Here is a 23,961-nt window from a genome sequence, read left to right as displayed (position 1 = left end):
GTGCGGTCCAGCCACCTCGTGGTCTCAGCGGTCGTGTTGGTCAATGCCTCCCGGCGCGTCAGGTTCTCATCCAGCCACGCCAACGCCTCCTCGGGCACCACCCGCTCCGACAACGCAGCATCCGACGTCGCGGGCTCGGGGTCGAACATCGACAACTGGGCCTTGGATCGGATCATACTTGTGATTGTATGGACGAGCACCGACAAGTTTGATCGATGCGCTCGACATCCGACTCGCGCTGTGCGCGTAGGTTTTTCATCGCGGGGGATTCAGCTACGCAATAACGCCGGGATATTTGAGTTCGGGCGGCGAGTGCCGACTGGGTCAAGCGAAGTTTATTGCCAGTCCGTATGTTCCGGCATCCGCTCTGGGTAGGTGAACAGGCGGAACTGGTTTCGATGGCGGCACCGCAGGGGGCGGTTGTGGCGCCGGGGGAAGCGGTGGAGACGGCGGTCAGCGTGGAGATGGAGTCTCCTTGGGCAGTAACGGCCAGGGAGGTGATGGCGGAAACGCCGGGATAGGCGGTCGCGCCGGTAGAGGGTCCCCCAGCGGCCAACCGGCCCAACGGAACTCCCGGCAAGGGCGGAACGCTGTTCGGTCCACCCGGCACGCTCGGGTAACCGGCGCGTCTCCAACGATTGGGCCGCCTTCCCCGGCGGCCCCGACCGCCGTCGTTGTCGGCAACGCCGACGGACTCGATCGGATCGCAGCCATGTTTGTGGGCGAGTCCAACGCAGCTTCACGAATAGTGCGGTGGCAAAACCAGTTTGGTGCCCATAGATTGGCCCGACGCGCAGAGCGATCCCGGCGCGGTCGGGTAACCGCCGGCCGCCGGCCACAAGACCTATTACAACGGCCAACCGCTCGATTCGGTGTCATACCGAAACGGTGGCGCCGGAGGCAACGGCTGCGAAGGACGCGTGGATATCGCATCCAAAACCAAAGTGAGATAACGTCGCCAGCCGTCGCTGCCCGGTTCCATCGTCCACAGCACGCTGTGCAGCATCGCGATCAAACGTGGCAGATCGTCGGCGACCAGATCGGTGCGAACGAGGCCGGCCTCTTGCCCGCGGCGGGCAAGCTCGGCGAGCGCGTCATCAAGCTCAGCCGAAACGTCCATCGACAGTGAGCCGGCCTGGTGGGCCGCGGTCAGCAGGTTATGTTCCCGCGATGCAAGCGATATCGCCGCTTCGAGCAGCCGGGCGATGCCGTCCAGTGGGTCGGCGGCGCGACGGGCATCCTCGATCGTCGGGGCGAGACCGACGGCGATGCTTTCCAATGTGGCCCTGACCAAATCGGCCTTGGTGGGAAATCTGCGGTAGAGGGTGCGTTCGCCGACGCCGGCGCGGCGGGCGATGGCCTCGATCGGCGCGTCGGGACCCAGTTCGCGGTAGACGTCGCGGGCGGCGCGCACGATGCGGTCGACGTTGCGGGCCGCATCGGCTCGCAACGGTCGATCCTCAATCGCCGTCATCGTTGCCCCTATTTGACCGTTTAACCGATCGTTGACTGCCAATTAGCCGAAGTCTAGGCTTCAGCGTAACTGACAGATAACTGACACTTACGGAAACGGTGCTGATGTCAACAACTTCCGATTTCCGCTCGGACACCGATCTGCCGGTCGTCCCCATCCCGCGTCCCGCGCACTGCCCGTTGCAGCCGCCACCCGAATTCACCGCCTGGCGTGCGGAACCGGGTCTGCAGCGCGTGATGTACCACGGAAAGCCCGCGTGGATGGTGAGCCGCTACCACGACATCAGGGCGGCGTTGGTCGATCCGCGACTGTCCGCGGACACGATTCCCGCCATCGTCAAGCCGCCCGGCTCGGGTGACAAACCGCCGCCGATCATGTTCGCCCGCGCCGACGACCCCGAACACCATCGGTTGCGGCGAATGTTGACCACCAACTTCACCTTCCGACGAACCGAAGCCATGCGCCCGCAGATCCAGGAGATGGTCGACCACTACCTGGACGAGATGATCAGCAACGGGCCGCCGGCCGATCTGGTTCGTGAGTTCGCGTTGCCCGTACCGTCGATGGTAATCGCGCTGTTGCTCGGGGTGCCGCCGGAAGACCTCGGGCTTTTCCAGCACCACACCACTGTCGGTCTGGATTCCAAAACCACCGACGAGGAGAAGGGCGCCGCGTTCGGGGTCATGTTCGCCTACATCCACGAACTGGTCGAACGCAAAGTGCGCGAGCCCGGGGACGACATGATCAGTCGGCTGGCCACCGACTACATCGCGACCGGTCAGCTCGACAACGAGACGGCGGCGATGAGCAGCGTGATCATGATGCAGGCCGGCCACGAAACCACGGCCAACATGATTGCGCTCGGAACGGTCGCGCTACTAGAGAATCCCGATGTGTACGCACGGCTGGGCCAAACCGACGACAGCACGGTGGTCGCCAACATCGTCGAAGAACTGATGCGCTATCTGACCATCGTGCACAGCCAGGTGGATAGGATCGCGACCGAGGACTTCGTGCTCGGTGGACAGTTGATCAAAGCCGGGGACTCCGTCGTGATGAACCTGCCCGCCGGAAACTGGGACGCCGAATTCACCGACAGTCCCGAAACCCTGAACCTAGATCGAAACAACCGCGGCCACTTGGGCTTCGGCTACGGAGTCCACCAGTGCATCGGAGCCAATCTGGCCCGCGTCGAGATGCAGGTCGCCTTCGCCACGCTGGCCCGACGCCTGCCCGGGCTCCAGTTGGCCGTATCACCGGATGCGTTGCGCTTCAAGGAATCCGACATCTACGGTATGAAAGAGCTCCCGGTCAGCTGGTGAGCAACGAACTGCGGTTCGACGGGCAAGTCGCCGTCATCACCGGCGCCGGTGGCGGCTTGGGCAGGGAGTACGCGCTGCTGCTGGCGTCGCGCGGTGCCCGGGTCGTGGTCAACGACATCGGCGGATCCGTTACCGGCGAAGGCGCCAACAGCGAGGCGGCACATGCCGTCACCAAGGAAATCCAAGACCAGGGTGGTGAAGCCGTAGCGGACACCCATAGTGTGACGAATCCCGAAGGCGGCCAAGCGATCATCGATGCCGCGCTCACCGCCTGGGGGCGAATCGACATCCTGATCAACAACGCCGGCATCGTCGGCGACGCCCCATTCGAGGACATGACGGCCGATCGATTCGAGCCGCTCCTGGATGTGCACCTGAGGGGAGCCTTCCATGTCACCCGGCCGGCGTGGCGGGTGATGCGCGAGCAGCGCTACGGCCGCATACTCAACACCTGCTCGGCCGCCGGAATACTGGGTGCGGTCAACATGAGCAACTACGGCGCCGCCAAGACTGGGCTGATCGGTCTCACCCGCGTGCTCGCCGCCGAGGGCGCCGACCGCAACATCAAGGTCAATGCCATCGCCCCAATCGCCTACACGCGCATGTTGGCGCAGTCCCTGGAAAGCGCCGTCCCAGCGTACGACCCGACTGCGCAGGCGATACTGGATGATCTTGCCAATCAATACCTTCGGAAGCTGGACCCGGCACTTGTGGCGCCGGTGGCGGCCTTCCTTACGCACCCGGACTGCCCGGTCTCCGGCGAGATCTACACGGTGGGCGCCGGGCATGTCGCACGCTTCTTCATTGGCCGGACCCGAGGTTTCTACCACCCTGCCCTGTCCGTCGAGGATGTGCGCGACCACCTCGACGAGATCCGCGACGAGGCCCGCTACACCGTTCCCAACGGCCCGGCCGACGAGATGGGCGAGCTCTTCGCGACGATCATGGACAACTGACGATCATTGACAGCTGAACGCTGTGCCGACGCCATCGGGCGGCGGGACCGAGCGCAGGCATCCGAACTGTTCGATCCCCGCAGGAACCAGACGAGCAGCCGACTGATGGGCATAGTTCACGCAGACCGCACCGGCTTGGTCGGCGCGGCACCGGAAATCGCCGAACGCCAACGAGTCCCCGCCGGCCAGTTCGGGGCCGTTGCCGCTGACGAACGGTCCGGGGTCCCCGCGAGCCGCCCCGACCCGCAAGTTGGTGCCGTCGAAGTCGACCCAACCGCCCTTCCATTCCCCGTAGGCAGTCGGCGGGGGAGGAGGCGGGTTGGTCAGCTTGACCAGGCAGGACAACGCGCCGTCGGTGTGTTTCGAGTCGGTCATGCAGACCACCGAAGCTCCGGCCGCGGAAAACGCGATGTCGTTGCCGAGCGGAGTGGTGGCGCCGTCGCGCGTCGCGCTGTGATAGCGGGCCGGATCGGCGGGATGACCTGCCTCGATCCATGCGATCACCGCCGAAATCGGCGCCCCTGCGGTCGGTGCGGGCGCTGCCGCCGGTGGGTTGCTGACCGATGGAATCTTGGTGATCGTCGAACTCGGCGCGGAGCTGGTCGGGGGACCCGCCGGCTGGTCGCTGCCGGTCTGCGAGCACCCGGCTATCAGCAACGACACAGCCAGCAGCACGGCTTTTCGCATTTCCTCAGGCTAGCCGCCACGCGCCGAAATTCGGGCGCTCAGCGCGCACTACGTCCATAGTGTCCGTTACCGTCGCTATATGCATGAGCGAACCATTCGCGCACGCACCACCGCCGGAACCATCGAAGGCTTCACGCGCGACGGGGTCAACCGCTGGCGATCCATCCCCTATGCCAAGCCGCCGGTGGGGCCATTACGCCTGCGTGCCCCGCAGCCCGTGCAGCCCTGGTCGGGGGTGCGCTACTGCCACGGTTTCGGCAACTGCGCTCCACAACTAAAGCGATACACCATGCTGGCCCCGGGCAAGTACCAGCCGATGGGCGAAGACTGCCTCACCCTCAACGTCGTGACCCCGCAGAGCCCGGCCGACGAGCCGCTGCCGGTCATGGTCTTCATCCACGGCGGCGGGTACATGATGGGCAGCTCAGCCACCCCCATCTACGACGGCGCGGCACTCGCCCGCCGCGGTTGTGTCTACGTGTCGGTCAACTACCGCTTCGGGGCGCTCGGCTGTCTGGACCTGTCCTCGCTGTCGACGCCGGAGATCCGAATCGACAGCAACCTGTATCTGCGCGATCTGGTGTTGGCGCTGCGGTGGGTGCGGGACAACATCGCCAATTTCGGCGGTGACCCGGACAACGTCACCATCTTCGGCGAAAGCGCCGGGGCGCACATCACCGCCACCCTGCTGGCGGTGCCCGCCGCGAAAGGGCTGTTCGCGCGGGCGATTTCGGAAAGTCCAGCGGCGGGCATGACGCGTTCGGCGGAGACCGCGGCGGAGTTCGCGCGGCGCTTTGCGCACCTGCTGGGTGCCCGCACCCAGGATGCGGCCAGTGTGCTGATGCGGGCATCGGCGGCGCAACTGGTGGAAACTCAACATCGCCTGATCGACCAGGGCATGCAAAATCGGCTGGGGGCCTTCCCCCTGGGGCCCATGTTCGGTGACGACTATCTGCCCATGGATCCCGTGGATGCGATGCGATCGGGCAAGGCCCACCGGGTGCCGCTCATCGTCGGAAGCAACGCCGAAGAGGGACGCCTGTTCACTCGCTTCCTGGGCATGTTGCCGACCAACAAAACGATGGTCGAGGAGTTGTTCGCGGACCTGGAACCCGAGGTGCGCGATCGTATTACGGCCGCTTACCCCAATTACCCCAAGCCGGAGGCATGCATCCAACTCGGCGGCGATTTCGCCTTCGGCGTCGCGGCCTGGCAAATCGCCGAAGCGCACGGCCAGCACGCGCCGACGTTCATGTATCGCTACGACTACGCTCCCCGCGCCCTGCGCTGGGCTGGTTTCGGCGCCACGCACGCCACCGAGCTGTTCGCGGTCTTCGACATCTATCGCACCCGGTTGGGCGCGTTGTTGACGGTGGGCGCAGACCGGCGCACCGCACTGTGGGTGAGCAACGAGGTGCAGCGGCGCTGGCGGGCGTTCAGCCGAACCGGTGTCCCGGGCGGGGACTGGCCGGCATACACGCAGGCAGACAGGGCCGTGATGGTTTTCGACCACAAGTGCCGCGTCGAGTTCGATCCGCACCAACACCGCAGGATGGCGTGGGACGGGTTCTCCCTGGCACGCTGACGGTCATGGACCCAGCCCTCGACCATGCGATAGAACGACCCGACGACCTGACCACCTCATGGCTGACCTCCGTCATCGGGGCGGGAACCGTCTCCGACTTCGCCGTCGAGCGCATCGGCACCGGCCAGATGAGCGACTGCTACCGGATCCGGCTGACCTACGCCGACGACCACGCGGACCACACCCGACCGGGCTCGGTCGTGCTCAAGGTCGCCGCCACCGACCCGGTGAGCCGGCAGACCGGGTTGGCCATGGGTCTGTACGAACGCGAGGTTCGTTTCTACCGCGACATCGCGCCGCGGCTGCCCGGACCGATCGCGCCCTGCTACCACGCGGCCGTCGACACCGCGACCGGGGTGTTCGACCTGCTGCTCGGTGATGCCGGACCGGCCACCGTTGGCGACGAAATCGCGGGCGCCACAGCCGAACAAGCCATTTTGGCGGTCACCGAGCTGGGCCGGATGCAGGGTCCGTTGCTCGGCGACGCCGCGCTGGCGGACGCGCCGTGGCTCAACCGCGATTCGCCGCTCAACCAGGCAATGATCAGTGGGCTGTACGCCGGCTTCCTCGAACGCTATGCCGACCAGATCGCGCCCGAACATCGAGAGGTGTGCGAACGGCTGGTCGCGGCGTTCGACGCCTATGCGGGTCGGGATCCCGGCATCCAGGGCCTGGTGCACGGCGATTACCGGTTGGACAACATGCTGTTCGGCACGCCGGAAGCCGATCGCCCGCTGACGGTGGTGGACTGGCAGACCGTTTCCTGGGGCGCGGCGCTGATCGACCTGGCCTACTTCCTCGGCGGTTCTCTGCCGACGCCGGACCGCCGGGCGCACTACGACAACCTCCTGGCGGCATATCACCGGGCGCTTGGTCCCAATGCGCCGATCAGCCTGGCCGAGGTGGTCGAAGGTGTGCGTCGGCAAAGCTTTTTCGGCGTCATGATGGCGATCGTCTCGTCGATGCTGGTGGTGCAGACCGAGCGGGGCGACCGCATGTTCATGACGATGCTGCAACGCCACTGCGATCATGCGTTGGACACCGACGCGTTGACGACGCTTCCGAACCCCACCTCGCCCGCGCCGCTGCGCCCATCGGACGAGGACGAACTGGCGCACGCCGCCGGCAACGAACCGTTGTGGAGCGAAAGCTGGTATGCCGACTTCGCCGATGCTGCACAGGGATTGGGTGGTTGGTTCCGGCTCGGTTTGATACCGAACCAGCACACGGCGTGGTTTCATGCGTTGTTCTGCGGACCCGATCATCCGACGGTCGCCGTGGTCGACGTCGAGGTTCCGCTTCCCGACGACCCTTGGGCGCTGCGTACCGACGCCGTCGAGTTCGCACACTCGGCCAGTGCGCCGTTGCATACCTACCGGGTCCAGGTGCGCGGAAGGGGTCAGGCCTACGCCGACCCCTCGGCGCTGCTGCGCGGGGAACCGGGTGATCCCATCGAGCTGGCACTGGATCTGGTGTGGACCACCGACGGAACCCCGTACCGGTATCGAGTGACCACGCGCTACGAGATCCCGTGCCTCGTCTCGGGTGAGGTAACGGTGGGGACCGGACCGACCGCCGCTCGCTATCAATTCGATTCGGTTCCCGGACAACGCGATCACTCCTGGGGAGTGCGCGACTGGTGGAGCATGGACTGGATGTGGAGCGCGCTGCATCTCGACGACGGAACGCACATACACGGCTTGAGTCTGCGCATTCCGAATACCCCCGCGATCAGCATCGGTTACCTTCAGGACGCCGCCGGGACGGTGACCGAACTGCAACAGGTGGACATTCAAAATGTGTTCGACGACAACGGATTACCGCGCAGCGCGACGCTGGCGCTGCAGCCGGGTGACATCCTCGCCAACATCGAGGTGCGCGGGCAGGCCCCCGTGCGGCTGGATGCGCTCGACGGGCGAGTGAGTCAGTTCCCGCGCGCCTGGGTCAGTATCGGCACCGCGGACGGCCGTGCCGGGGTGGGCTGGATGGAATGGAACCGCAACCTGTAGTCGTCGTGATGGGCGTATCCGGTTCGGGCAAGTCAACCGTCGGAGAGGCCCTGGCGAAACGCTTGGGGGTTCCGTTCCTCGACGGCGACGATCTGCATCCACAAGCCAACATCGACAAGATGACGAGCGGTGCGGCCCTGACCGACGACGACCGCTACCCGTGGCTAGAGCGGGTCGGGCAATGGCTGGCGGACCACCGTGACGGAGGCGTGGCCAGCTGCTCGGCGCTGAAACGCCGATATCGCGATCAGTTGCGGCGGCACTGCAAATACGTCGCGTTCCTACACCTCAATGGTTCGCAGGAACTGATTCGTCACCGCGTGGCGGAAAGGACCGGCCACTTCATGCCGGCCAGCCTGGTGAGCTCACAGTTCGACGCGCTGGAACCCCTGGGTGCCGACGAGCGCGGTGCCGTCGTCGACCTCAACGGGGACCAGGATGTTCAGGCGGTGGTCGACGCGTTCGTCAGGAACGCCACCAACGCTTCCGACGACCGTTGAGGTTGAGGTCGGCGAGTTGGTCGTCGAACCGGTCGCGCGCCGTGTAGGCGAGCTCGCTGCCACGCGCCGCGGCTCGATCGGCGAGTTCGCTGCCACGCGCGGCTGCGGTGTCGGCGAGATGGCTGCCGCGGTGACGTGCCGTTTCGGCGAGTTCCACGCCGCGTACCCGGGCGGTGCTGGCGAACTTCTCGCTGCGCTTGCGGGCTTCCTCCGCCAGCGGCGCCGTGCGCTCGGCCGCCGTAATCGCCAGCTCGCGACCGCGCCTGCGCGCCTTCTTCGCAATGGGAGCGCTCCTTTCGGCCGCCACATTGGCCAATTCGCGTCCCCGCTCGAGGGCGGCTTCGGCATACGGCGCGCTCTTCTCGGCCGCGGTGCTGGCCAGTTCTCGCCCGCGTTCGGCGCCGACATGCAAGCTGTGCACGATCCGGTCGGCCAGTTCGGCATCGAGCAACGCGTCGTGTGATGATCCCGGCAATGCCCCGGACACTCGCTCGGAAAGTCGCTCGGCGGCCCGACGTCCTCGCCAGCCCAACGAGGGTTTGCCGCCGGTGTCGGCGGCGGCGATGATAAGCCCGCCCAGCAGGCTCACATCGGTGATGAACTCGCGCCGCTTCTCCCGCTTGCGTTCCGGGTCTGCTTCGTTCCAAAACATGTGTGCGCCAAGATTTCCCGGAATGACGGTCAGCGCGAGCGCGGCCGACGCGACGCGTGGGAGTCGACCGGTGGCGAGCAACAGCCCGCCGCCGATCTGCACGGCCGCATTGATCTGAGCGAACTGCTCGGCATCTGGCGGAATGTGGCTGCTGACCGGCTCCGGCAGGGACTGCAAACCCACCACCGTGGGTTTGGCGGCCTCGGCCGCCGGTTTGGGATTGAGCAACGAGTCCACACCTTGGCTGATGAACACCGCTGACAGCATGGGTCGGGCGATTCTGCGGATCAACATGGTCGGGGGAGTTCCCCGGGTATCCAGTGCACAAACCAGCCAGTTGCCGATCCGGAGCTAGGGTGGAGTGCGTGCGAGCGTTGCTGATCGTCGACGTCCAAAACGATTTCTGCGAAGGCGGCTCCCTCCCGGTGACCGGCGGTCACGACGTCGCTCGAGCGATCAGCGAGTATTTGTCGAAGGACCACGGCTACCACCACATCGTCGCCGCCAAGGACTTTCACATCGACCCGGACGACCATTTCTCGCCTCGCCCCGACTTTGCGTCGTCGTGGCCGCCGCATTGCCGCGCGGGCAGCGCGGGCGCCGATTTCCCACCTGACCTGGATACGAGCCGATTCGAAGCGGTATTCCTCAAGGGCGCCTACACGGCGGCCTACAGCGGCTTCGAAGGGGTGGACGAGCACGGCACCCCACTGCTGCATTGGCTGCGACAGCGGGAGGTCGACGAGGTTGACGTGGCCGGTCTTGCCACCGATTACTGCGTGCGCCGCACGGCCGAGGACGCCGTCGGCGCCGGCTTGGCCACCAGGGTGCTGCTGGATTTGACGGCCGGCATTTCCGCGGAGTCGACGGCGCGGGCGCTGGACGAAATGCGAAGGGCAGGTATCGAGTTGAGTGGAGGGCGTTGATGGTTGCACCGAACCGGGCCGACTTACTGGCCGCAGTCGAACGATCGCCTCAGGCAGTGGGCGCGCACGACCGCGCCGGCTGGGTGGGCCTGTTCACCAGCGACGGCCAAGTGGAAGACCCAGTCGGGTCGCGCCCGCACGTGGGGACCGACCAGATCGGTCGGTTCTTCGACACCTTCATCGCGCCGCGCGACATCACGTTCCACCGCGACCTCGACATCGTCTCCGGCCAGACCGTGCTGCGCGACGTCGAGCTCGAAGTCTCGATGGGGTCCGGCGTGACGGTGTCCATCCCCGCACTGCTGCGTTATGACCTCCGAGACGTCAACGGCGAGTGGAAAATTGCCCGAATGCGGGCGTACTGGGAATTGCCCGCGATGATGGTCAAGTTCCTGCGTTGCGGACCGCGCGCGCTCTCGCCCGGTCTGCAACTGTCCAAGAGCTTGCTGGGCAACCAGGGGCTGAGCGGCACCGCGGGCTTCGTCGCCGGCTTCCGGCGGGCGGGCAAGCGGCACAAGAAATTGGTCGAAAAATTGATCTATACGGCCGCCGCGCGCGACAAGGGCACCGCGCTGAGCACGCTATCACCCGGTGCCACAATCACTTTGGGTGAGGAGGAAGTGCTCGACATCAGCGAATTCGTCGAGCAGCTGCGGGGGGCCCGCTGTCGCAAGCTGATTGGGGCGGGCCCCACCGTCGCAGCCTCGCTGGCCACCGATCACGGGCGTGGCTTGTTGTTCGCCGATGTCGCAAGAAGCGGCGACCAGATCAGCCGAGTCCGGTACTTCCCTGCATGATCGCCAGTGCCAGCGACGCGATCGACAACGCCAGGTAAGCGCCGGGGAAGGCAATGTTGGAGAAGACGCGCGCCCTGATGTGCACCATGACCGCGCCGATGAAATAGAGGACCAGCCCCACCGCGGCCGAGATCCCGATGAGCGGCAACCCGAGCACCCCGACGAGCAGGCCGACCGCTCCGGCGAGCTTCAGGGCTCCAAGCGTCGGCAGCCAGGAACGGGACACCCCCACTCGTGCCGAGTTGGCGAGCACGAATTGGGCTGGGATGAAGTCGGGCACGGCGATGCCCGCGGTGACGATCGCGGTGGTCAGTATGACCACGAGGTACGTGGTCTGCATTAGAGTCATGGTCAGGCCTCCTTTGCGGTAGTGCGTCTGAGAATCCGGTCATCTCTTTGACGACGCCAGACCAGGAAAGGTGACCCCCATGAATGCCACGACGGATCTGACGGGACTCGCGCAACGGTTCGACGCCGATCGCCGGCACCTGCGTTCGGTGGCCTTTCATCTCCTCGGTTCGGTGCCGGATGCCGAAGACGCCGTGCAATCGGCCTGGCTGAAAGCGAGCGGATCAGACTTCGGCGCAGTGCAGAACCTGACCGGATGGCTCACCACGATCACGGCGCACGAGGCGCTCGACCAGCTGCGCAGTCGTCGCCGACGTGCCGAACGACCACTGATCGAGTCCGAAGATCTGGATCAGATGGTTTCTGCCGCCGCCGACGAGGAGGTGCTGCTGGCGGACTCGGTCAGCAGGGCCCTCATGGTGGTTCTAGATCGCCTCTCGCCGGCGCAACGCGTCGCGTTTGTCCTGCACGACGTCTTCGCGGTGCCGTTCGAGACGATCGGAGAGCTGTTGGGCCGCTCGCCCGTCGCCGCCAAGAAACTGGCCAGCCGGGCCCGGGATCGGCTACAACCGGATTCCGCTTCGTCGGCCGCGCGCACGGCCGAGCACACCAAGCTCGTCGAGGCGTTCCTGGCGGCATCGCGCGGGGGTGACATCGACGCATTGCTGGAATTGCTTGCTCCCGACGTGGTGCGGCGGGTGGACCCGGTGCTGGTGCCGGCGAACGTCCCCACCGAAGTGCGCGGCGCGCGCCAGGTGGCAGAAGAGACACGGCAATTCGTCCAGCGGGCGCGCTTGGGTACCGTGCTGCTCATCGACGGGTCGCCGGGCATCGTGATCGCACCGGGCGGACGTGTGCAGGCGCTGCTGCGGATCAGCATCGGCGACGACCACCGCATTCGCGAGATCGACATCGTGGGCGATCCCGACCGCCTGCGCGAGCATGTCCTGAGCTTGTCGCCGGGTACGCCGTAGCCAATCGCCAGATCTGTAAGCGGGTGCAGAGCGCGCCGAAAATCCTTGATTTGCAGCCAAATCTGAATCGCAAGCCCAAGGACCTGTCCGGTGGGCAACGTCAGCGGGTAGCGATGGCGTCCGCGATCGGTCGAACGGTTCGGCAATCAACCGTTGGCTGGACCGATCAACAGGCGCTGCGCGGCCAGCCTGAGTTCCTCGATGCATTGGTCGATCGTGATGTCACCAACGCCGAGCAGGACCATGTCGGCGAGAAAGACCCGTCCGAGCACGGTCAATGACGGATCGAGAGTCAATGATTCCGGTACCTCGCGCCACCCGCCTATGGCGCCCCCCAACAGGTTCAGAAACATCTCGCGCACATTCAAGCGGAACTGGTCTGCGACCGGCCCCAATGCCAGCACCGAGGCCATCGTGGCGCGAATCATGGCCAGGTCTGTCGCGGCCTCCCGCACAATCTGCTCGATGGCTCCGTCCATCGCCGCGACTGGATCTGACGCGGCGGCGGCGATGACGTCCGGGATGCGCGCGGCGACTTCCTGGCCCCAGTCCAGCGCCGCCTCGCACACCACATGTTCCTTGGATGCAAAATAGCGGTACGCGGTCGCCCTCGACACACCGGCCGTTGTCGCGATCGACTCCATGGCCACCGACTCGTGGCCGTTTTCGCGAATCAGTTCCCGCGCGGCGCTGAGCAGCCGCTTACGCACCTCGAGCTGACGCGCGTCCAGCGTCCGATAAATCGTAAATGTACTTGCACTCACCAATTTGCCCCTATGTGCGTCGGCCGTGCTGATACAACTCACGATACAGTTGTACCAAGGATAAATTCATTATGCGGTTTAGCTGCGTGTTCGATTGAAATTACCTCACGGCGCCGGATTGGCGAGCACCCGAAGGGGTTGCTGGCCCGGGTGTTCCTGATCGCGCCAAGCTCTTGAGTACATTCTCGTCCTTCTGTGCGGGGCATGGGCGGCGCATTCTGGGTTTGCAAATGGACCAAGCTGTGCCCGTCCTGCTATCGCCGTCGCATACTGGGCAGCGTGACGGACAACTCCGGGGGCTCACCGCGTCCGCGCACCGGACGGGAACGCATCAAGACCCTGACCCAGGCCGCGCTCAATGTCGACGTCCGCGTCGAGCAAGTGGAGGCGCTCCTCGAGGGTCTCAGCACCACGCTCGAGGGCATGAACGTTTCGCTCGAGAACCTCGACGACACGATGGTTCGGTTCAACGACACCATCACCAAGATCGACGCGCTAGCACCGCGTATGGACGCTGTCGTCGACCGGATGGAGGCGACCGTGCATCGCGTGGAACGTATCGTCGGCCTGGTTGAGTCCGTGCTTTCACCGCTGACCGCTACCGAGGACGCGCTTCGCGATGCCGTAAACATCGTGAAGAAGATCGCCAGGCGCTGACGGCCCCGGCTGTCCCGCGTAAATCACTCCGGCGCAACCATTTTCGACGGCTCGCCCGGCGTGCCGCCGCGGTCATCTCGACAGGGGCTGCCTAGTATTGCCGGGTGATTGACCGCTATGGAACCGACGTGCTGGCCGGTGGAGGGCGCCGCAAGCCGCGCTCGGTCGAACATCCCGTTGAGCTCGGCATGGTGGTGGAGGACGCGCAGACCGGCTACGTGGGCGCCGTGGTCCGCGTCGAGTACGGCCGCGTCGACCTGGAAGACCGCCATGGCCGCACCCGCGGATTCCCGTTGGGCCCTGGTTTTTTGCTCGATGGCCAGCCGGTGATCTTGACTCCGCCGCGCCGCCCGGCGCCCGCCGCCAAGAAGCGGACGGCGTCCGGTTCGGTCGCGGTAGCGGGGGTGCGGGCGCGGGTGGCCCGCGCCAGCCGGATCTACGTCGAGGGACGCCACGACGCCGAACTCGTCGCCCAGGTCTGGGGTGAGGATCTGCGCATCGAGGGTGTGGTGGTCGAACACCTCGGGGGAGTCGACGACCTGGTGGACATCGTCGCCGAATTCAAGCCTGGGCCCGGTTCCCGGCTTGGTGTCCTGGTCGACCACCTAGTCCCCGGATCCAAAGAGGCGCGCATTGCCGACGCCGTGCGCCGCGGACCCGGCGGTGCCCACACTCTGGTCGTCGGGCACCCGTACATCGACATCTGGCAGGCCGTGAAGCCGGACCGGCTTGGACTTTCGGCGTGGCCGACGGTGCCGCGGCACGTCGACTGGAAGCACGGTGTGTGCGATGCGCTGGGCTGGCCGCACGGCAATCAGGCCGATATCGCCCGGGCCTGGCAGCGGATCCGGGGCCGGGTGCGGGACTGGAACGATCTGGAACCCGCGTTGATCGGCCGGGTCGAAGAACTCATCGACTTCGTCACGCAACCTGCCGCGTAGCGACTCGGCACTTGGCGCGCCCTGTGGCGCACATCACCCGTCACATCCGCGGCGTTGCAGGCACTAACCATGTGACGACCTGTATGGAGCACTGCCGCAACGAAACGGAGGAAGTCCATGACCGACGCGCTTGTCATCGACGCCGAGGGCCTTGACCGCTTGTCGTGCAACGCAAAGGCCGACCCCAGCACGGGCAAGAAGACCCTGCGGGCCAAGACGGTCTGCGAGTCCGGGTTCCGCAATATGACCTACGTGCGCGACCTCGCGCCGATGCTGGTCGGCGAACCGCCCGCACTGCTCGGCGACGACTCCGCACCCAACCCGTCCGAGGTCACTCTGGCCGCGCTGGGATCGTGCATTTCGGTGGGCTTGCTGGCCAACGCGACGCATCGCGGCGTGACGTTGACCAAGATCGAGGTTGAGATGGAAGGGGACATCGATATCTCGGCGGTCTGGGGGGTAGGTGACACCCCGGCCGACAAAACGCTCGGTATCACCGCAGTCCGCTGCAAGGTGACCCTGGCCGGGGACGCGGACGACGCAACGCTCAAGGAGATTCACGACAACGCAATTGCCTGGTCACCGGTGGTCAACACGTTCCGCCGCCCGGCGAGCGTCGATTCGACTCTGTCCATCGGCTAGCCGACCAGCATCGACCACACCGAACAGGAGGGGGTGCCCATGACCGCGACGGTCGACGCCGCGATCGGTCCGCTCGATTCGGAGCTGTTGCCCGACATCCGTGCCCACGCAGCTGATTTGGATCGCGGTGAGCTTAAGTCGCGCCGCAGCTTCGTGGGTCTGGGTGCCGCGGGTCTGTTGGGGGTCGGTGCGCCCCGAAACGCTCACGGCGCGCTTCCCCGGATGGCCGAGATCATCCGGCGCATCTCGGGGGAGTGCATGAGCACCGGGTTTTCCGTATGGGCCCACCGCATGGTGCTGGAATATCTGCTCACCGCGGATACGCCGTTCAGCAGGTCGGCCGCACAGCCACTGCTGGCCGGCACCAACCTGGGCGTGACGGGCATGGCGGCGGCGTTCAAAGACCTGGCGGGCTGCGGCAACCTCGAACTTGTCGCGTCGCGTGTTCCGGGTGGGTTTGCGTTGAGCGGGCCGATCAGGTGGGCCAGCAACCTCTACGACGATTCCCTGTTGGTCACGGGCGCACGGACGGAGGACGGGGACAAGCTCATCGTGGCGCTTCCACTGGCCACCCCAGGTGTCACGGTGGGTGACCATTTCAAGCTGCTGGCCATGGACAGCACGGCCTCGTCGTACCTGAACCTGACGGACGCATTCGTTCCCGACGAGCAAGTGTTGTCCACCGATTTCGCAGGGTTTCTGGGCGCCGTCCGCCCGACTTTCCTTGTGCTGCAGTCGGCTATGTGCCTGGGGCTGGCGCGCACCTCGATAACGCAGGCGAAAGCTGGCGCAACCGGGGTGAACGAGGTCTTCGCCGCTGAGGTCGAAAGGCTCGTCGAAAGGCTCGCTGAGACCGAGACGGTGCTGGCTGACGCTGCCGACGCCGTCGGGGGAGCGCAGCCCCCTGACCGGAAACAGTTGTTGTCGCTACGACTCGCTGCCGCCGAGATCGCCAGCGCCAGCGCAGCTTTGGAGATTCGGACCGCTGGGGGGAAGGGTTATGCGAGCAAGACACCGGCAAGCCGCCGCTATCGGGAGGCCGCGTTCATTCCCGTCCAGTCGCCCTCCGAGGCCCAATTACGTTGGGAGCTTGGGCGATGCGTCTAACGCTGGCTTCGGCCCATCGCGATGGTGACGTCCGAGACCCCTGAGACTTCGGCGACCGAGCATCAGATCGGTGGCATCCCATTGGCCAATCTGGTCCGCGACTTTCACCTGCCGATGGTGAAATTCGCTTGCACGCTGGTCAATTCCCCAGTAGCGGCCGAAGAGGCGGTACAGGAGGCGTGGGTGCAGGTGCTCAAGTCCTCCGACACGTTCGAAGGGCGGTCTTCGGTAGCCACCTGGCTGTTCGGAATCGTCAAGAACACCGTCTCGCGACATCGACGTCACGAGTCCAGGATTCGCGCACACGAGGTCCTGGCCACCGAGGACGCCGACCCGTTGTCGGGACGCATGCATCCCGTCGGCCACCCCGACGCCGGTCACTGGAGCATTCCCCCTGCGAAGCGGTTCCTGCCCGAAGACCAAACTGTGGCAAGGGAACTCGTCGAATACCTACGAACCGCATTGGATTCGCTGCCGGTACGCCAACGGCAGCTGATCATTCTGCGTGACGTCGTCGGCGCCTCCGCCGAAGAGGCGGCCGAAGTCATGGAAGTGTCGGCTCAGGCGCAGCGCGCGTTGTTGTATCGGGCTCGAGGCAACCTTCGAAACGAACTGGAAAAGCGGTACCGACAATGACCGTTTACGACAACACCGTCCCGGCCATCGACTGCGTCGACTTCGTCCGTCTGGTCGACGATCTGATCGATTCCGACCCCCAGCACTGGGGCCCGATAGTGGCCAAACACCTTGACGAATGCCCACCGTGCCTGGTCTATCTGCAACAGATGCGCGATCTCCGGGTCCTGCTGCACCATGTCTTCGACGGCGAAACGCTCACCGACGAGGACGTCGCCGGGGTGATCCGCACGATCGACGGTTTACGCAACGGCCGCCGCTAAAGCGCGTGCACTGAGACCGCCGTCGGCCAATGCCGGGTGCCATCGAGGTGATAGCTGACCGGTTGACCGGGCTCGAGCCCCGCCGCCGGCGGATCGACGAGCTCGGAGACATCGACGAAGAGATCCAGGCCGTCGTCGGCGGGTTGCACGAATCCGTAACCGTGCTCGCCGTCAAACCAGCGGATGGTGCCGTACCGGAGAGGCAGCGTCGGCTCCGGCAAGGTCGCGGTATCAAACGAATTGGTAGTGACCATTTGCGTGCCCTCCCCGTGAATATTCGGTCGACACACCAGACTTAGCCGTCGCCGCAGCCGAACTGTGGTTTCCATTGTCCCGCGGGCAGCCGCAAAATCCCTTTTGTGCGGGGCGTGTCGTGGGCTTTTGTGGCTGCTGGTGGTCACGATGCGATCAAGGGTGCGATCAGAGGTGGTGCCCAATGTCCCTTCCGCGGCGCCGCGCGGGTCCGATAGCGTCTGGTGGGAGCCCGCCGGCACGGCAGCGTTATGTTCCGCAGGAGGAGCGTGGAATGACAAGTGGCACACCCGAATACGGGATTTTGGTAGCCGTGGACGGGTCGTCGCCCGCAGAGGCGGCCATCGCCTGGGCGACCCGCGAAGCCATCCTGCGGCAAAGCCCGCTCACCCTGCTGCACGCCGTCACCCCCGTGGTGGTCGGCTGGCCGGTTGGGCAACTCTACGACGAAATGCCTGGCTGGCAGAAGGACAATGCCGAGCGGGTCATCGAACAAGCACGCCGGGTAGTCACCCGGAGCGCCGGTCAATCCGACCCGCCGCAAGTGCGCACCGAGCTCGTCTACGCCAACGCCGTACCCACCCTCATCGATGCCTCCAAGCGGGCGTCGCTGCTCGTGGTGGGAAGCCAGGGGATGGGAGCAATAGGGCGCGCGCTGCTGGGTTCGGTCAGCTCTGCCCTGCTGCACCACGCCCATTGCCCGGTTGCGGTAATCCATGGCGACGAGGGTTCGGTTCCGGACGCCAACGCGCCCGTGCTCGTGGGTATCGACGGTTCGCCGGCCTCAGACGCCGCGACCGCCCTGGCGTTTGAGGAGGCGTCTCGCCGTGGCGTCGACCTGGTGGCCCTGCATGCGTGGAGCGACGTCGGGGTTTTCCCGATCCTCGGGATGGACTGGCACGACCGCGAAAGCAAGGGTCAGGAGGTTCTCGCCGAGAAGTTGGCGCCGTGGAAAGAGCGCTACCCGGATGTCCACGTGCGGGAATCGCTGGTTTGCGACACCCCGAGCAAGTGGCTGATCGAGCAGTCCGACGACGCGCAACTGGTAGTTCTCGGCAGCCACGGCCGGGGAGGATTTCCCGGCATGCTGCTGGGTTCGGTGAGTTCCGCCGTCGCACAGTCTGCCAAGGTGCCGGTCATCGTCGTCCGCAGCTAACCCAGGAACAGGCGCAAAAGCCCACTTAAACCGTGGTTTTAGGGGATTTCACATCCGCTCGCAAGAGGGGGACTTTAGTCCCTTCGGCTGAGGGCTTTCGGACGGCGCGATCGCACCCCGGGGCTTTATAGCTTGGTCTCATGACCTATGTGATCGGACGAGAATGCGTAGACGTTGCCGAGAAATCCTGCGTGCAGCTTTGCCCCGTTGATTGCATTTACGAAGGCGCTCGCACGATGTACATCAACCCAAACGAGTGCGTCGACTGCGGCGCTTGCCGGCTGGAATGCCGCGTCGGCGCAATCTACTGGGAAGAGGATCTGCCGGAAGATCAGCGCGAGCACCTCGCGGACAATGCCGCATTCTTCAGCGAAATCCTGCCCGGACGCACCGAGCCGTTGGGGGATCCGGGCGGATACTCGAACGTGGGCCGAGTTGGCGTCGACACACCTCTGATCGCCGCCATGCCGCCTAACGCGGGTTAACCTGGAAAACAGAAGAAGGTAGCGAAATGTCCACGACCGGATACCATTCCGACAAACGGCTTGGCATTGTGGCGGGGGTTGACGGTTCGCCCGCCTCGAACGCGGCAGTGGTCTGGGCCGCCCGCTCGGCGGCCATGCGCAACGTGCCGCTCACCGTGGTGCATGTGGTGCCTACCGACGTGGCCACCTGGCCGCCGATGCCATTCCCGGACAGCTGGGGAGTTTGGCAGGAAGACGAGGGCCGCAAAGTCGTCGCCGCCGCGATCAAGCTGGCCGAAGAGGCCGTCCCGACCGACCGCAAGCTCGTCATCAAGAGCGAGATCGTCTTTGCCGCTCCGGTGCCGGCGATGGTCGAAATGTCAAGTGATGCAGAGCTGATGGTGGTCGGCGGTACCGGTCGGGGCGCCGTGGCGCGTGCCCTGCTGGGTTCGGTCAGCTCCAGCCTGGTGCGACGGGCGAGTTGTCCGGTCGCGATCATCCGGGACGAGGACCCCCTGATGCCGAACCCGCAGCGCGCGCCCGTCCTGCTCGGGATAGATGGCTCGCCGGCGTCGGAGGTCGCCACCGCGGTGGCGTTTGACGAGGCTTCGCGGCGCGGAGTCGAACTGATTGCGCTGCACGCCTGGAGCGACCTGGAGGTGGTCGAGCTGCCCGGCCTGGACTGGGAGGCGGTGAAGTCCGAGGCCGAGCGCAGTCTCGCCGAACGGCTGGCCGGCTGGCAGGAGCAGTATCCGGACGTGCGGGTTTGCCGCGTGGTCGTATGCGATCGTCCCGCCCGTCAACTGGTCGAGCGGTCGGAAGCCGCCCAGCTCACCGTCGTCGGCAGCCGTGGTCGCGGTGCCATCATGGGTACCCTGTTGGGCTCGGTAAGCAATGCCGTGGCGCACTCCTGCCGGATGCCGGTCATCGTCGCGCGGACGGCCTGAGCACAGCCGAGCGGCCCGCCACTGGCGCCTGGGAATGATTGAAAGGCGACATGAGGGGTTAACCAAGTCGCATGGCTGAGTTCAGAGTTATTGACCCACGCGGTGAAGTCGTCGCTACCAAAGAGATCGAGAGTGCCGAGGACGCGCACGCCTGGTTCGTCGATGCCGTCGCGGACAAAGAATTGGGTTGGCGGCTGGAGGTCAACGACGACGGCGAATGGGCCTTCTTCGAAAACAGCGACAGCGCGCCCAGCTGAGCGCGCTGTCGCTGTTAACCCCCGGTTAGCGCGTCTTCGTGGCGCCTACAGAGCGCCTGGCGCGATCGCGGGCAGCCAGCAGCAGCTGGTCGAATTCGGCTTGTGACGTAAGACTCGGTCCGGCCGCCCGGAATTCCGATCGGATTTGTTCCGCCAGTCGGCGGAGTTTGACGTTGGCGTCCTGCGACAACCACTTGAGTAGGTTGAATGCGGCTGCGTCGTCGAGGTCGTAGACCAGCATCAGCATGCCCTTGGCTTGCTCGATCGCGGCGCGGTTCTCGGCGATCTCGGCGAGCTTTGCGGTGACCACCTCGTCGGGCATTTCGTGGTCAGCTGGCGTGACATCGACGTAGAAGCCGTGCGTCCCGATGACCGCGCCGTCGTCGTCGCACAGCCGATCGCCGACCACCACGACGTGGTGTTCCTTCCCGGCCTTGTCGACGATCCGATGGCGGGTGCTGAACGCCTTGCGGTTGTGCAAGATGTCGTCGATGGTGGCCGCGACCTGACCGCGGTCGTCGGGGTGCTTGTGCGAAAGCACCAACTCGGTGGTGGGTGTGACGCTGCCGGGCTCATAGCCGTGCATTTGCTGGACCTGGTCGGACCATTCCCACCGTTGGTCCTCGAAGTAGAAACGGAATGACCCCACCCGCTGTGGCGCACCGCCGGCCAACGCTTGTTCGACGTCGGCAGCCTGGCCATCGAGATTCCAGGTCATCGCTGACCACGCCTCCTCGACTCAAGTTCACTGGACGCGACTGACGCCCTCGACGTGCACCGACGGCGCGGTGCGCGACAGACGAGAGGGCGGAAATCGCCGGATCCGTCAGTTTGCGGCGCTGGGGCTTAACGCCTAGGACGTTTCAAGATAGCGCGTCATGAGAGTGCCGGTCTAAACGACCCGACAACCCAGGCGCGTCGTCATTCGTGCTGGTCGAAGGCGTGTATACGTTGGTTGGCCTGGTCCCACCGGCGGCAACCGCTGCCGGTGCGAGACACCGGCTCGCGGTCGCCGCCGGCTAGCTGAGTCAGGCGTTGACCATCTCGCGCTGCGACTCCTCTTGCTCGATCACCTTGGGCTGCACGTCCTCGTGCTCGATCACCTGGTGGTGCCCATCGCCGCGGTTGACCGAAATCTTGCGCGGCTTGGCCCGCTCGGCCACCGGAATGTGCAGGCGCAACACGCCTTCCCGGTAGGTCGCTTCGATTTTGTCGGTGTCGAGGTTGTCGCCGAGCACCAGCTGGCGGCTGAACACGCCACGGGGACGTTCCGTGGCCAGCATCTCGCGGTTCGGGTCGAGACCGGGCCGTTCGGCCTTCACGGTCACCACGTTGCGCTCGATGTCGATGTCCAGCGAGTCGGCGTTGATCCCGGGCAGGTCGAATTCGACGACGAACTTGTCTCCTTCACGCCACGCATCCATCGGCATCACGGCGGGACGAGCCGCTGTGCCGAAGACTTGTTGCGCAAAGCGGTCGAGTTCGCGGAACGGGTCAGTACGCATCAGCATGGCGGTCACCTTTCTCTCCAATCTCGCATCTTGGGGTAAGGGTTCCTATGTCTTTCGACATAGATTTTATATATCAATGTCGACAGGAGAACGCAAGTGTGGTAAATGATTTTCCTGTGTGGTTAGTCGAGGAGGTTCCCTGATGGTCGGTCGCCCTGGCGGTAACGGTTCGCCGCCGACCGATCGTGGCGTGTATGGGATCTCGGTTGCGTCCGAACTTTCCGGCATACCCGTGCAGTCGTTGCGACTGTATGAGCGCCACGGGTTGCTGGCCCCGGCCCGTAGCGAGGGCGGAACGCGGCGCTACAGTGCCGACGACATAGCGCGGCTGGAACGCATCAGTGCCCTCGTCGATGCGGGCATCAACCTGGCCGGGATCGCGCGCATTCTCAATCTTGAAGACGACAACGCCGCGCTTGCCGCGGCAAATTCGTACTTGCGGTCCACCAACCGCAGCCTGCGCAACAAGGCGAAGAAGCCGAAGCCGCAGTCCGAGGACAGATCGCGTAGCTAGGCGACCACCCGGAAGTATTCGGCTTGAGGATCGGCCGGGTCGGGCAGTGTCATACCCGCCTCCACACCTGATCGCAGGTAGTCGACAACGCCGTCGGTGAGGCGTTCGCCGGGTACGACGGCGGGAATGCCCGGCGGGTACGGCGTGATCTGCTCCGCGGCGACGCGCCCGCCGGCTTTGCCCGCCGCCACCATCTCGGTAGGACCAAAGAACGCATCCCGGGGCAATTGCACTGTCTCTAGCTGCAGTTCGGACGGTGCAGGCAGCTGGATCGCCGGTGGCCGCTCGAACCCTCGTGCCGCTTCGCGCCATCGGGCCATCGCGGTGTGCAGCCGATCGGTGGTCTCCGCGTTGTCGGCGAAGGACATGGTGGCCAGAATCCGGCGATGATCGCTGAGTCCCAGGTCGAGCTGGCAGTGGTCGCGTAGCCAATCCGCGGCTTGGTATCCCGATGTGCCGGTATCCGCGACATCCATCAGCACCTGCGTCACGTCGAGGTCGCAGGACGCCTCCTTACCCAGCAACTCGTCTTCGAGGACGAAGATGTCGGGTATCTCGGCAAGTCTCTGTCGCAATCGGCCGGCCAGTTCCAGTTCGGCGCTGAGCAGATCGTGACCATGCTCGACCATCTGGCGGCGCCAACCGTCCAGGGCGGCGTACACCATCACGTTGGGGCTGGTGGTCATCAGCAGGTCGGCACACGAAGACAGCAGGTCGGGGTCCACCAGGTCGCCCTGCAGGTGAAACACCGAGCCTTGCTCGAATCCGGCACCCATCTTGTGGACGCTCACCACACACACGTCGGCTCCAGCGTCCATCGCCCAGGTCGGCAGGTCTTGGTGGAAGGGCAGGTGGGCGCCCCATGCCTCGTCGACGATCAGCGGCTTGCCGCGTTGGTGACACACGTCAGCGATGGCCTCGATGTCGGCGCAGGTGCCGTACGGGCTCGGGCTGACGATCAGCGCGCCGGCCGCATCGGGATGCTGCTCCCAGGCGGTTTTCACCTGGGCCGGTGACGGCGGGTGGGAGAAGTGGTGTTCGCTGTCCCAGCGTGGGGTGATCCAGTGCGGCTGCACGCCGGAAAAGATCAATCCCGCCACGATCGACTTGTGGCTGTCCCGCGCGACCAGCAGGCCACCCTGCGCACAGCCTGCCACGGCCATCATGGCTGCCTTGACCGAAAGCGAGCTGCCGCAGGTGGAAAAGAACGCCGTATCGGCGCCGACGGCGTCGGCCATCAGTTCCTCGGCACGCGCCAGATACTTTCCGCTGGACCGACGATCGTCGAGTCCGTTGGTGGCCAGCAGGTCGTTGCGGAACGGGTCCTTACCCATCACCGCGAGGACTCGGGCGTCGGTGCCGGCGCCCTGGCGGTGCCCCGGCGGTGTGAACCCGTACCGGTTGCTGTGGTGATAGTCGGAGAGCGCATCGAGCAGGGGCGCTTGCGACTGGTCCATGGCGGACGAATACCCCACGCTCGCCGGCGCAACCGCTGGGTTTGTCGCTCTTCCCGGGCGTCGACGTCACGCTGATATGGCAATCATTTTGTCACGGGGCAGGGTGACGCGGCGGCCACAACCGTCGTTGCGGCCGCCGCTTCGTTGACCAGTCAGCGGTGGG

General features: G+C 65.4%; 28 protein-coding genes and 1 pseudogene. 20 read left to right on the top strand and 9 right to left on the bottom strand.

The genetic code is table 11. The features are described 5' to 3' along the window. Positions 1-847 precede the first annotated feature (847 nt). Positions 848-1,474, bottom strand: coding sequence for a TetR/AcrR family transcriptional regulator (locus BST27_RS25640; RefSeq protein WP_069422221.1), 627 nt, complete (start codon positions 1,472-1,474; stop codon positions 848-850). Positions 1,475-1,578: 104 nt separating this feature from the next. Here BST27_RS25640 and BST27_RS25635 point away from each other — a divergent pair, with 104 nt between their 5' ends. Continuing rightward, positions 1,579-2,796: a cytochrome P450 gene (locus BST27_RS25635; protein WP_079220316.1), complete on the top strand. Its 1,218-nt coding sequence runs from the start codon at positions 1,579-1,581 to the stop codon at positions 2,794-2,796. Next, positions 2,793-3,752: an SDR family NAD(P)-dependent oxidoreductase gene (locus BST27_RS25630; RefSeq protein WP_083148673.1), complete on the top strand. Its 960-nt coding sequence runs from the start codon at positions 2,793-2,795 to the stop codon at positions 3,750-3,752. The genes BST27_RS25635 and BST27_RS25630 overlap by 4 nt, the downstream gene beginning before the upstream one ends. A gap of 3 nt (positions 3,753-3,755) precedes the next feature. On the opposite strand, the gene BST27_RS25625 is transcribed toward BST27_RS25630, so the two are convergent. Beyond that, positions 3,756-4,439, bottom strand: a complete 684-nt coding sequence (locus BST27_RS25625) for a hypothetical protein (RefSeq protein ID WP_069422222.1) — start codon at positions 4,437-4,439, stop codon at positions 3,756-3,758. Between the two features lie 79 nt (positions 4,440-4,518). Between BST27_RS25625 and BST27_RS25620 the strand changes: the two genes are divergently transcribed. Genes BST27_RS25620 through BST27_RS25610 form a run of 3 tightly spaced genes read left to right on the top strand, consistent with a single transcriptional unit; the run spans position 4,519 to position 8,533 of the window. Beyond that, positions 4,519-6,024: a carboxylesterase/lipase family protein gene (locus tag BST27_RS25620; RefSeq protein WP_069422223.1), complete on the top strand. Its 1,506-nt coding sequence runs from the start codon at positions 4,519-4,521 to the stop codon at positions 6,022-6,024. 5 nt (positions 6,025-6,029) lie between these two features. Next, positions 6,030-8,033, top strand: coding sequence for a DUF7064 domain-containing protein (locus tag BST27_RS25615; RefSeq protein ID WP_069422245.1), 2,004 nt, complete (start codon positions 6,030-6,032; stop codon positions 8,031-8,033). Further along, positions 8,015-8,533, top strand: coding sequence for a gluconokinase (locus BST27_RS25610; RefSeq protein ID WP_069422224.1), 519 nt, complete (start codon positions 8,015-8,017; stop codon positions 8,531-8,533). The genes BST27_RS25615 and BST27_RS25610 overlap by 19 nt, the downstream gene beginning before the upstream one ends. Here BST27_RS25610 and BST27_RS25605 read toward each other — a convergent pair. Further along, positions 8,499-9,479, bottom strand: coding sequence for a DoxX family protein (locus BST27_RS25605; protein WP_069422225.1), 981 nt, complete (start codon positions 9,477-9,479; stop codon positions 8,499-8,501). The genes BST27_RS25610 and BST27_RS25605 overlap by 35 nt on opposite strands. Before the next feature lie 71 nt (positions 9,480-9,550). Between BST27_RS25605 and pncA the strand changes: the two genes are divergently transcribed. Both pncA and BST27_RS25595 read left to right on the top strand, forming a co-directional pair. Beyond that, positions 9,551-10,111, top strand: a complete 561-nt coding sequence (pncA, locus tag BST27_RS25600) for a pyrazinamidase PncA (protein ID WP_069422226.1) — start codon at positions 9,551-9,553, stop codon at positions 10,109-10,111. Then, positions 10,111-10,908, top strand: a complete 798-nt coding sequence (locus tag BST27_RS25595; protein ID WP_069422227.1) for a nuclear transport factor 2 family protein — start codon at positions 10,111-10,113, stop codon at positions 10,906-10,908. Before pncA ends, BST27_RS25595 begins: the two co-directional genes overlap by 1 nt. Here the strand turns inward: BST27_RS25595 and BST27_RS25590 are convergent. Beyond that, on the bottom strand, positions 10,880-11,248 hold the full coding sequence (locus BST27_RS25590) for a DoxX family protein (RefSeq protein ID WP_069422228.1): 369 nt from the start codon (positions 11,246-11,248) through the stop codon (positions 10,880-10,882). The genes BST27_RS25595 and BST27_RS25590 overlap by 29 nt on opposite strands. Before the next feature lie 88 nt (positions 11,249-11,336). Between BST27_RS25590 and BST27_RS25585 the strand changes: the two genes are divergently transcribed. Both BST27_RS25585 and BST27_RS34070 read left to right on the top strand, forming a co-directional pair. Beyond that, positions 11,337-12,230 carry a sigma-70 family RNA polymerase sigma factor gene (locus BST27_RS25585; RefSeq protein ID WP_069422229.1) on the top strand — a complete coding sequence of 298 codons (894 nt, stop codon included), beginning with the start codon at positions 11,337-11,339 and terminating at the stop codon, positions 12,228-12,230. A gap of 11 nt (positions 12,231-12,241) precedes the next feature. Beyond that, positions 12,242-12,364 (top strand): annotated as a pseudogene (locus BST27_RS34070) (sugar ABC transporter ATP-binding protein); the annotation flags it as partial. Positions 12,365-12,376: 12 nt separating this feature from the next. Here BST27_RS34070 and BST27_RS25580 read toward each other — a convergent pair. Beyond that, positions 12,377-12,994, bottom strand: coding sequence for a TetR/AcrR family transcriptional regulator (locus tag BST27_RS25580; protein WP_170062365.1), 618 nt, complete (start codon positions 12,992-12,994; stop codon positions 12,377-12,379). Positions 12,995-13,273: 279 nt separating this feature from the next. On the opposite strand from BST27_RS25580, the gene BST27_RS25575 reads away from it, so the two are divergent. The 6 genes from BST27_RS25575 to BST27_RS25550 all read left to right on the top strand — a co-directional run bounded on the left by BST27_RS25575 (position 13,274) and on the right by BST27_RS25550 (position 17,240). Continuing rightward, positions 13,274-13,651 (top strand): ATPase, encoded by a 378-nt coding sequence (locus tag BST27_RS25575; protein ID WP_069422246.1) that lies wholly within the window; start codon positions 13,274-13,276, stop codon positions 13,649-13,651. 104 nt (positions 13,652-13,755) lie between these two features. Continuing rightward, positions 13,756-14,592 (top strand): DUF3097 domain-containing protein, encoded by an 837-nt coding sequence (locus tag BST27_RS25570; protein ID WP_069422231.1) that lies wholly within the window; start codon positions 13,756-13,758, stop codon positions 14,590-14,592. Positions 14,593-14,709: 117 nt separating this feature from the next. Beyond that, a complete protein-coding gene (locus BST27_RS25565) occupies positions 14,710-15,234 on the top strand; it encodes an OsmC family protein (RefSeq protein WP_069422232.1) in 525 nt (174 codons plus the stop codon). A gap of 39 nt (positions 15,235-15,273) precedes the next feature. Next, positions 15,274-16,341 (top strand): acyl-CoA dehydrogenase family protein, encoded by a 1,068-nt coding sequence (locus BST27_RS25560; RefSeq protein WP_069422233.1) that lies wholly within the window; start codon positions 15,274-15,276, stop codon positions 16,339-16,341. A 24-nt stretch (positions 16,342-16,365) separates the two neighbouring features. Further along, the gene (locus BST27_RS25555; protein ID WP_372515527.1) at positions 16,366-16,977 is read left to right on the top strand and encodes an RNA polymerase sigma factor; all 612 of its coding nucleotides are present in this window, start codon (positions 16,366-16,368) and stop codon (positions 16,975-16,977) included. Then, positions 16,974-17,240 carry an anti-sigma factor gene (locus tag BST27_RS25550; RefSeq protein ID WP_069422235.1) on the top strand — a complete coding sequence of 89 codons (267 nt, stop codon included), beginning with the start codon at positions 16,974-16,976 and terminating at the stop codon, positions 17,238-17,240. Before BST27_RS25555 ends, BST27_RS25550 begins: the two co-directional genes overlap by 4 nt. Here BST27_RS25550 and BST27_RS32615 read toward each other — a convergent pair. After that, positions 17,237-17,494, bottom strand: a complete 258-nt coding sequence (locus BST27_RS32615) for a cold-shock protein (RefSeq protein WP_079220114.1) — start codon at positions 17,492-17,494, stop codon at positions 17,237-17,239. The two genes, BST27_RS25550 and BST27_RS32615, sit on opposite strands and share 4 nt — an antisense overlap. A gap of 272 nt (positions 17,495-17,766) precedes the next feature. On the opposite strand from BST27_RS32615, the gene BST27_RS25540 reads away from it, so the two are divergent. The 4 genes from BST27_RS25540 to BST27_RS25525 all read left to right on the top strand — a co-directional run bounded on the left by BST27_RS25540 (position 17,767) and on the right by BST27_RS25525 (position 20,316). After that, positions 17,767-18,648, top strand: a complete 882-nt coding sequence (locus tag BST27_RS25540) for a universal stress protein (RefSeq protein WP_069422236.1) — start codon at positions 17,767-17,769, stop codon at positions 18,646-18,648. Positions 18,649-18,788: 140 nt separating this feature from the next. Continuing rightward, positions 18,789-19,133 carry a ferredoxin gene (gene fdxA, locus BST27_RS25535; RefSeq protein WP_069422237.1) on the top strand — a complete coding sequence of 115 codons (345 nt, stop codon included), beginning with the start codon at positions 18,789-18,791 and terminating at the stop codon, positions 19,131-19,133. Between the two features lie 26 nt (positions 19,134-19,159). Continuing rightward, positions 19,160-20,059, top strand: coding sequence for a universal stress protein (locus BST27_RS25530; RefSeq protein WP_069422238.1), 900 nt, complete (start codon positions 19,160-19,162; stop codon positions 20,057-20,059). A 71-nt stretch (positions 20,060-20,130) separates the two neighbouring features. Then, complete coding sequence (locus tag BST27_RS25525; protein WP_069422239.1) at positions 20,131-20,316, top strand: hypothetical protein; 186 nt, start codon at positions 20,131-20,133, stop codon at positions 20,314-20,316. A gap of 25 nt (positions 20,317-20,341) precedes the next feature. Here BST27_RS25525 and BST27_RS25520 read toward each other — a convergent pair whose 3' ends face one another. Together BST27_RS25520 and BST27_RS25515 are read right to left on the bottom strand one after the other, a co-directional pair. Continuing rightward, complete coding sequence (locus BST27_RS25520) at positions 20,342-21,034, bottom strand: PAS and ANTAR domain-containing protein (RefSeq protein WP_069422240.1); 693 nt, start codon at positions 21,032-21,034, stop codon at positions 20,342-20,344. Between the two features lie 310 nt (positions 21,035-21,344). After that, entirely contained in the window at positions 21,345-21,827 is a 483-nt protein-coding gene (locus BST27_RS25515; protein WP_069422248.1) for an Hsp20/alpha crystallin family protein, read from the bottom strand. Positions 21,828-21,969: 142 nt separating this feature from the next. Between BST27_RS25515 and BST27_RS25510 the strand changes: the two genes are divergently transcribed. Next, positions 21,970-22,341: a MerR family transcriptional regulator gene (locus tag BST27_RS25510; protein ID WP_069422241.1), complete on the top strand. Its 372-nt coding sequence runs from the start codon at positions 21,970-21,972 to the stop codon at positions 22,339-22,341. Here BST27_RS25510 and BST27_RS25505 read toward each other — a convergent pair. Then, on the bottom strand, positions 22,338-23,798 hold the full coding sequence (locus tag BST27_RS25505; protein ID WP_069422242.1) for an aminotransferase class I/II-fold pyridoxal phosphate-dependent enzyme: 1,461 nt from the start codon (positions 23,796-23,798) through the stop codon (positions 22,338-22,340). The genes BST27_RS25510 and BST27_RS25505 overlap by 4 nt on opposite strands. Positions 23,799-23,961: the final 163 nt, after the last annotated feature.

Source organism: Mycobacterium intermedium (genome assembly GCF_002086275.1).
Lineage (GTDB): Bacteria > Actinomycetota > Actinomycetes > Mycobacteriales > Mycobacteriaceae > Mycobacterium > Mycobacterium intermedium.
The sequence above is the reverse complement of the archived record's forward strand: the minus strand, read 5'-3'. Positions and strand labels throughout refer to the sequence as shown.

Excerpts from the sequence above, each read along its gene's own strand:
- BST27_RS25605 (WP_069422225.1), bottom strand. The coding sequence starts at position 9,479 with ATGTTGATCCGCAGAATCGCCCGACCCATGCTGTCAGCGGTGTTCATC.
- BST27_RS25635 (WP_079220316.1), top strand. The coding sequence starts at position 1,579 with ATGTCAACAACTTCCGATTTCCGCTCGGACACCGATCTGCCGGTCGTC.
- BST27_RS25565 (WP_069422232.1), top strand. The coding sequence starts at position 14,710 with ATGACCGACGCGCTTGTCATCGACGCCGAGGGCCTTGACCGCTTGTCG.
- BST27_RS25615 (WP_069422245.1), top strand. The coding sequence starts at position 6,030 with ATGGACCCAGCCCTCGACCATGCGATAGAACGACCCGACGACCTGACC.
- BST27_RS25585 (WP_069422229.1), top strand. The coding sequence starts at position 11,337 with ATGAATGCCACGACGGATCTGACGGGACTCGCGCAACGGTTCGACGCC.
- BST27_RS25505 (WP_069422242.1), bottom strand. The coding sequence starts at position 23,798 with ATGGACCAGTCGCAAGCGCCCCTGCTCGATGCGCTCTCCGACTATCAC.
- BST27_RS25550 (WP_069422235.1), top strand. The coding sequence starts at position 16,974 with ATGACCGTTTACGACAACACCGTCCCGGCCATCGACTGCGTCGACTTC.
- BST27_RS25525 (WP_069422239.1), top strand. The coding sequence starts at position 20,131 with ATGGCTGAGTTCAGAGTTATTGACCCACGCGGTGAAGTCGTCGCTACC.
- BST27_RS25560 (WP_069422233.1), top strand. The coding sequence starts at position 15,274 with ATGACCGCGACGGTCGACGCCGCGATCGGTCCGCTCGATTCGGAGCTG.
- BST27_RS25515 (WP_069422248.1), bottom strand. The coding sequence starts at position 21,827 with ATGCTGATGCGTACTGACCCGTTCCGCGAACTCGACCGCTTTGCGCAA.
- BST27_RS25590 (WP_069422228.1), bottom strand. The coding sequence starts at position 11,248 with ATGCAGACCACGTACCTCGTGGTCATACTGACCACCGCGATCGTCACC.
- BST27_RS25625 (WP_069422222.1), bottom strand. The coding sequence starts at position 4,439 with ATGCGAAAAGCCGTGCTGCTGGCTGTGTCGTTGCTGATAGCCGGGTGC.
- BST27_RS25510 (WP_069422241.1), top strand. The coding sequence starts at position 21,970 with ATGGTCGGTCGCCCTGGCGGTAACGGTTCGCCGCCGACCGATCGTGGC.
- BST27_RS25520 (WP_069422240.1), bottom strand. The coding sequence starts at position 21,034 with ATGACCTGGAATCTCGATGGCCAGGCTGCCGACGTCGAACAAGCGTTG.
- BST27_RS25640 (WP_069422221.1), bottom strand. The coding sequence starts at position 1,474 with ATGACGGCGATTGAGGATCGACCGTTGCGAGCCGATGCGGCCCGCAAC.
- BST27_RS25620 (WP_069422223.1), top strand. The coding sequence starts at position 4,519 with ATGCATGAGCGAACCATTCGCGCACGCACCACCGCCGGAACCATCGAA.
- BST27_RS25540 (WP_069422236.1), top strand. The coding sequence starts at position 17,767 with ATGACAAGTGGCACACCCGAATACGGGATTTTGGTAGCCGTGGACGGG.
- BST27_RS32615 (WP_079220114.1), bottom strand. The coding sequence starts at position 17,494 with ATGGTCACTACCAATTCGTTTGATACCGCGACCTTGCCGGAGCCGACG.
- fdxA (WP_069422237.1), top strand. The coding sequence starts at position 18,789 with ATGACCTATGTGATCGGACGAGAATGCGTAGACGTTGCCGAGAAATCC.
- BST27_RS25530 (WP_069422238.1), top strand. The coding sequence starts at position 19,160 with ATGTCCACGACCGGATACCATTCCGACAAACGGCTTGGCATTGTGGCG.
- BST27_RS25595 (WP_069422227.1), top strand. The coding sequence starts at position 10,111 with ATGGTTGCACCGAACCGGGCCGACTTACTGGCCGCAGTCGAACGATCG.
- BST27_RS25610 (WP_069422224.1), top strand. The coding sequence starts at position 8,015 with ATGGAACCGCAACCTGTAGTCGTCGTGATGGGCGTATCCGGTTCGGGC.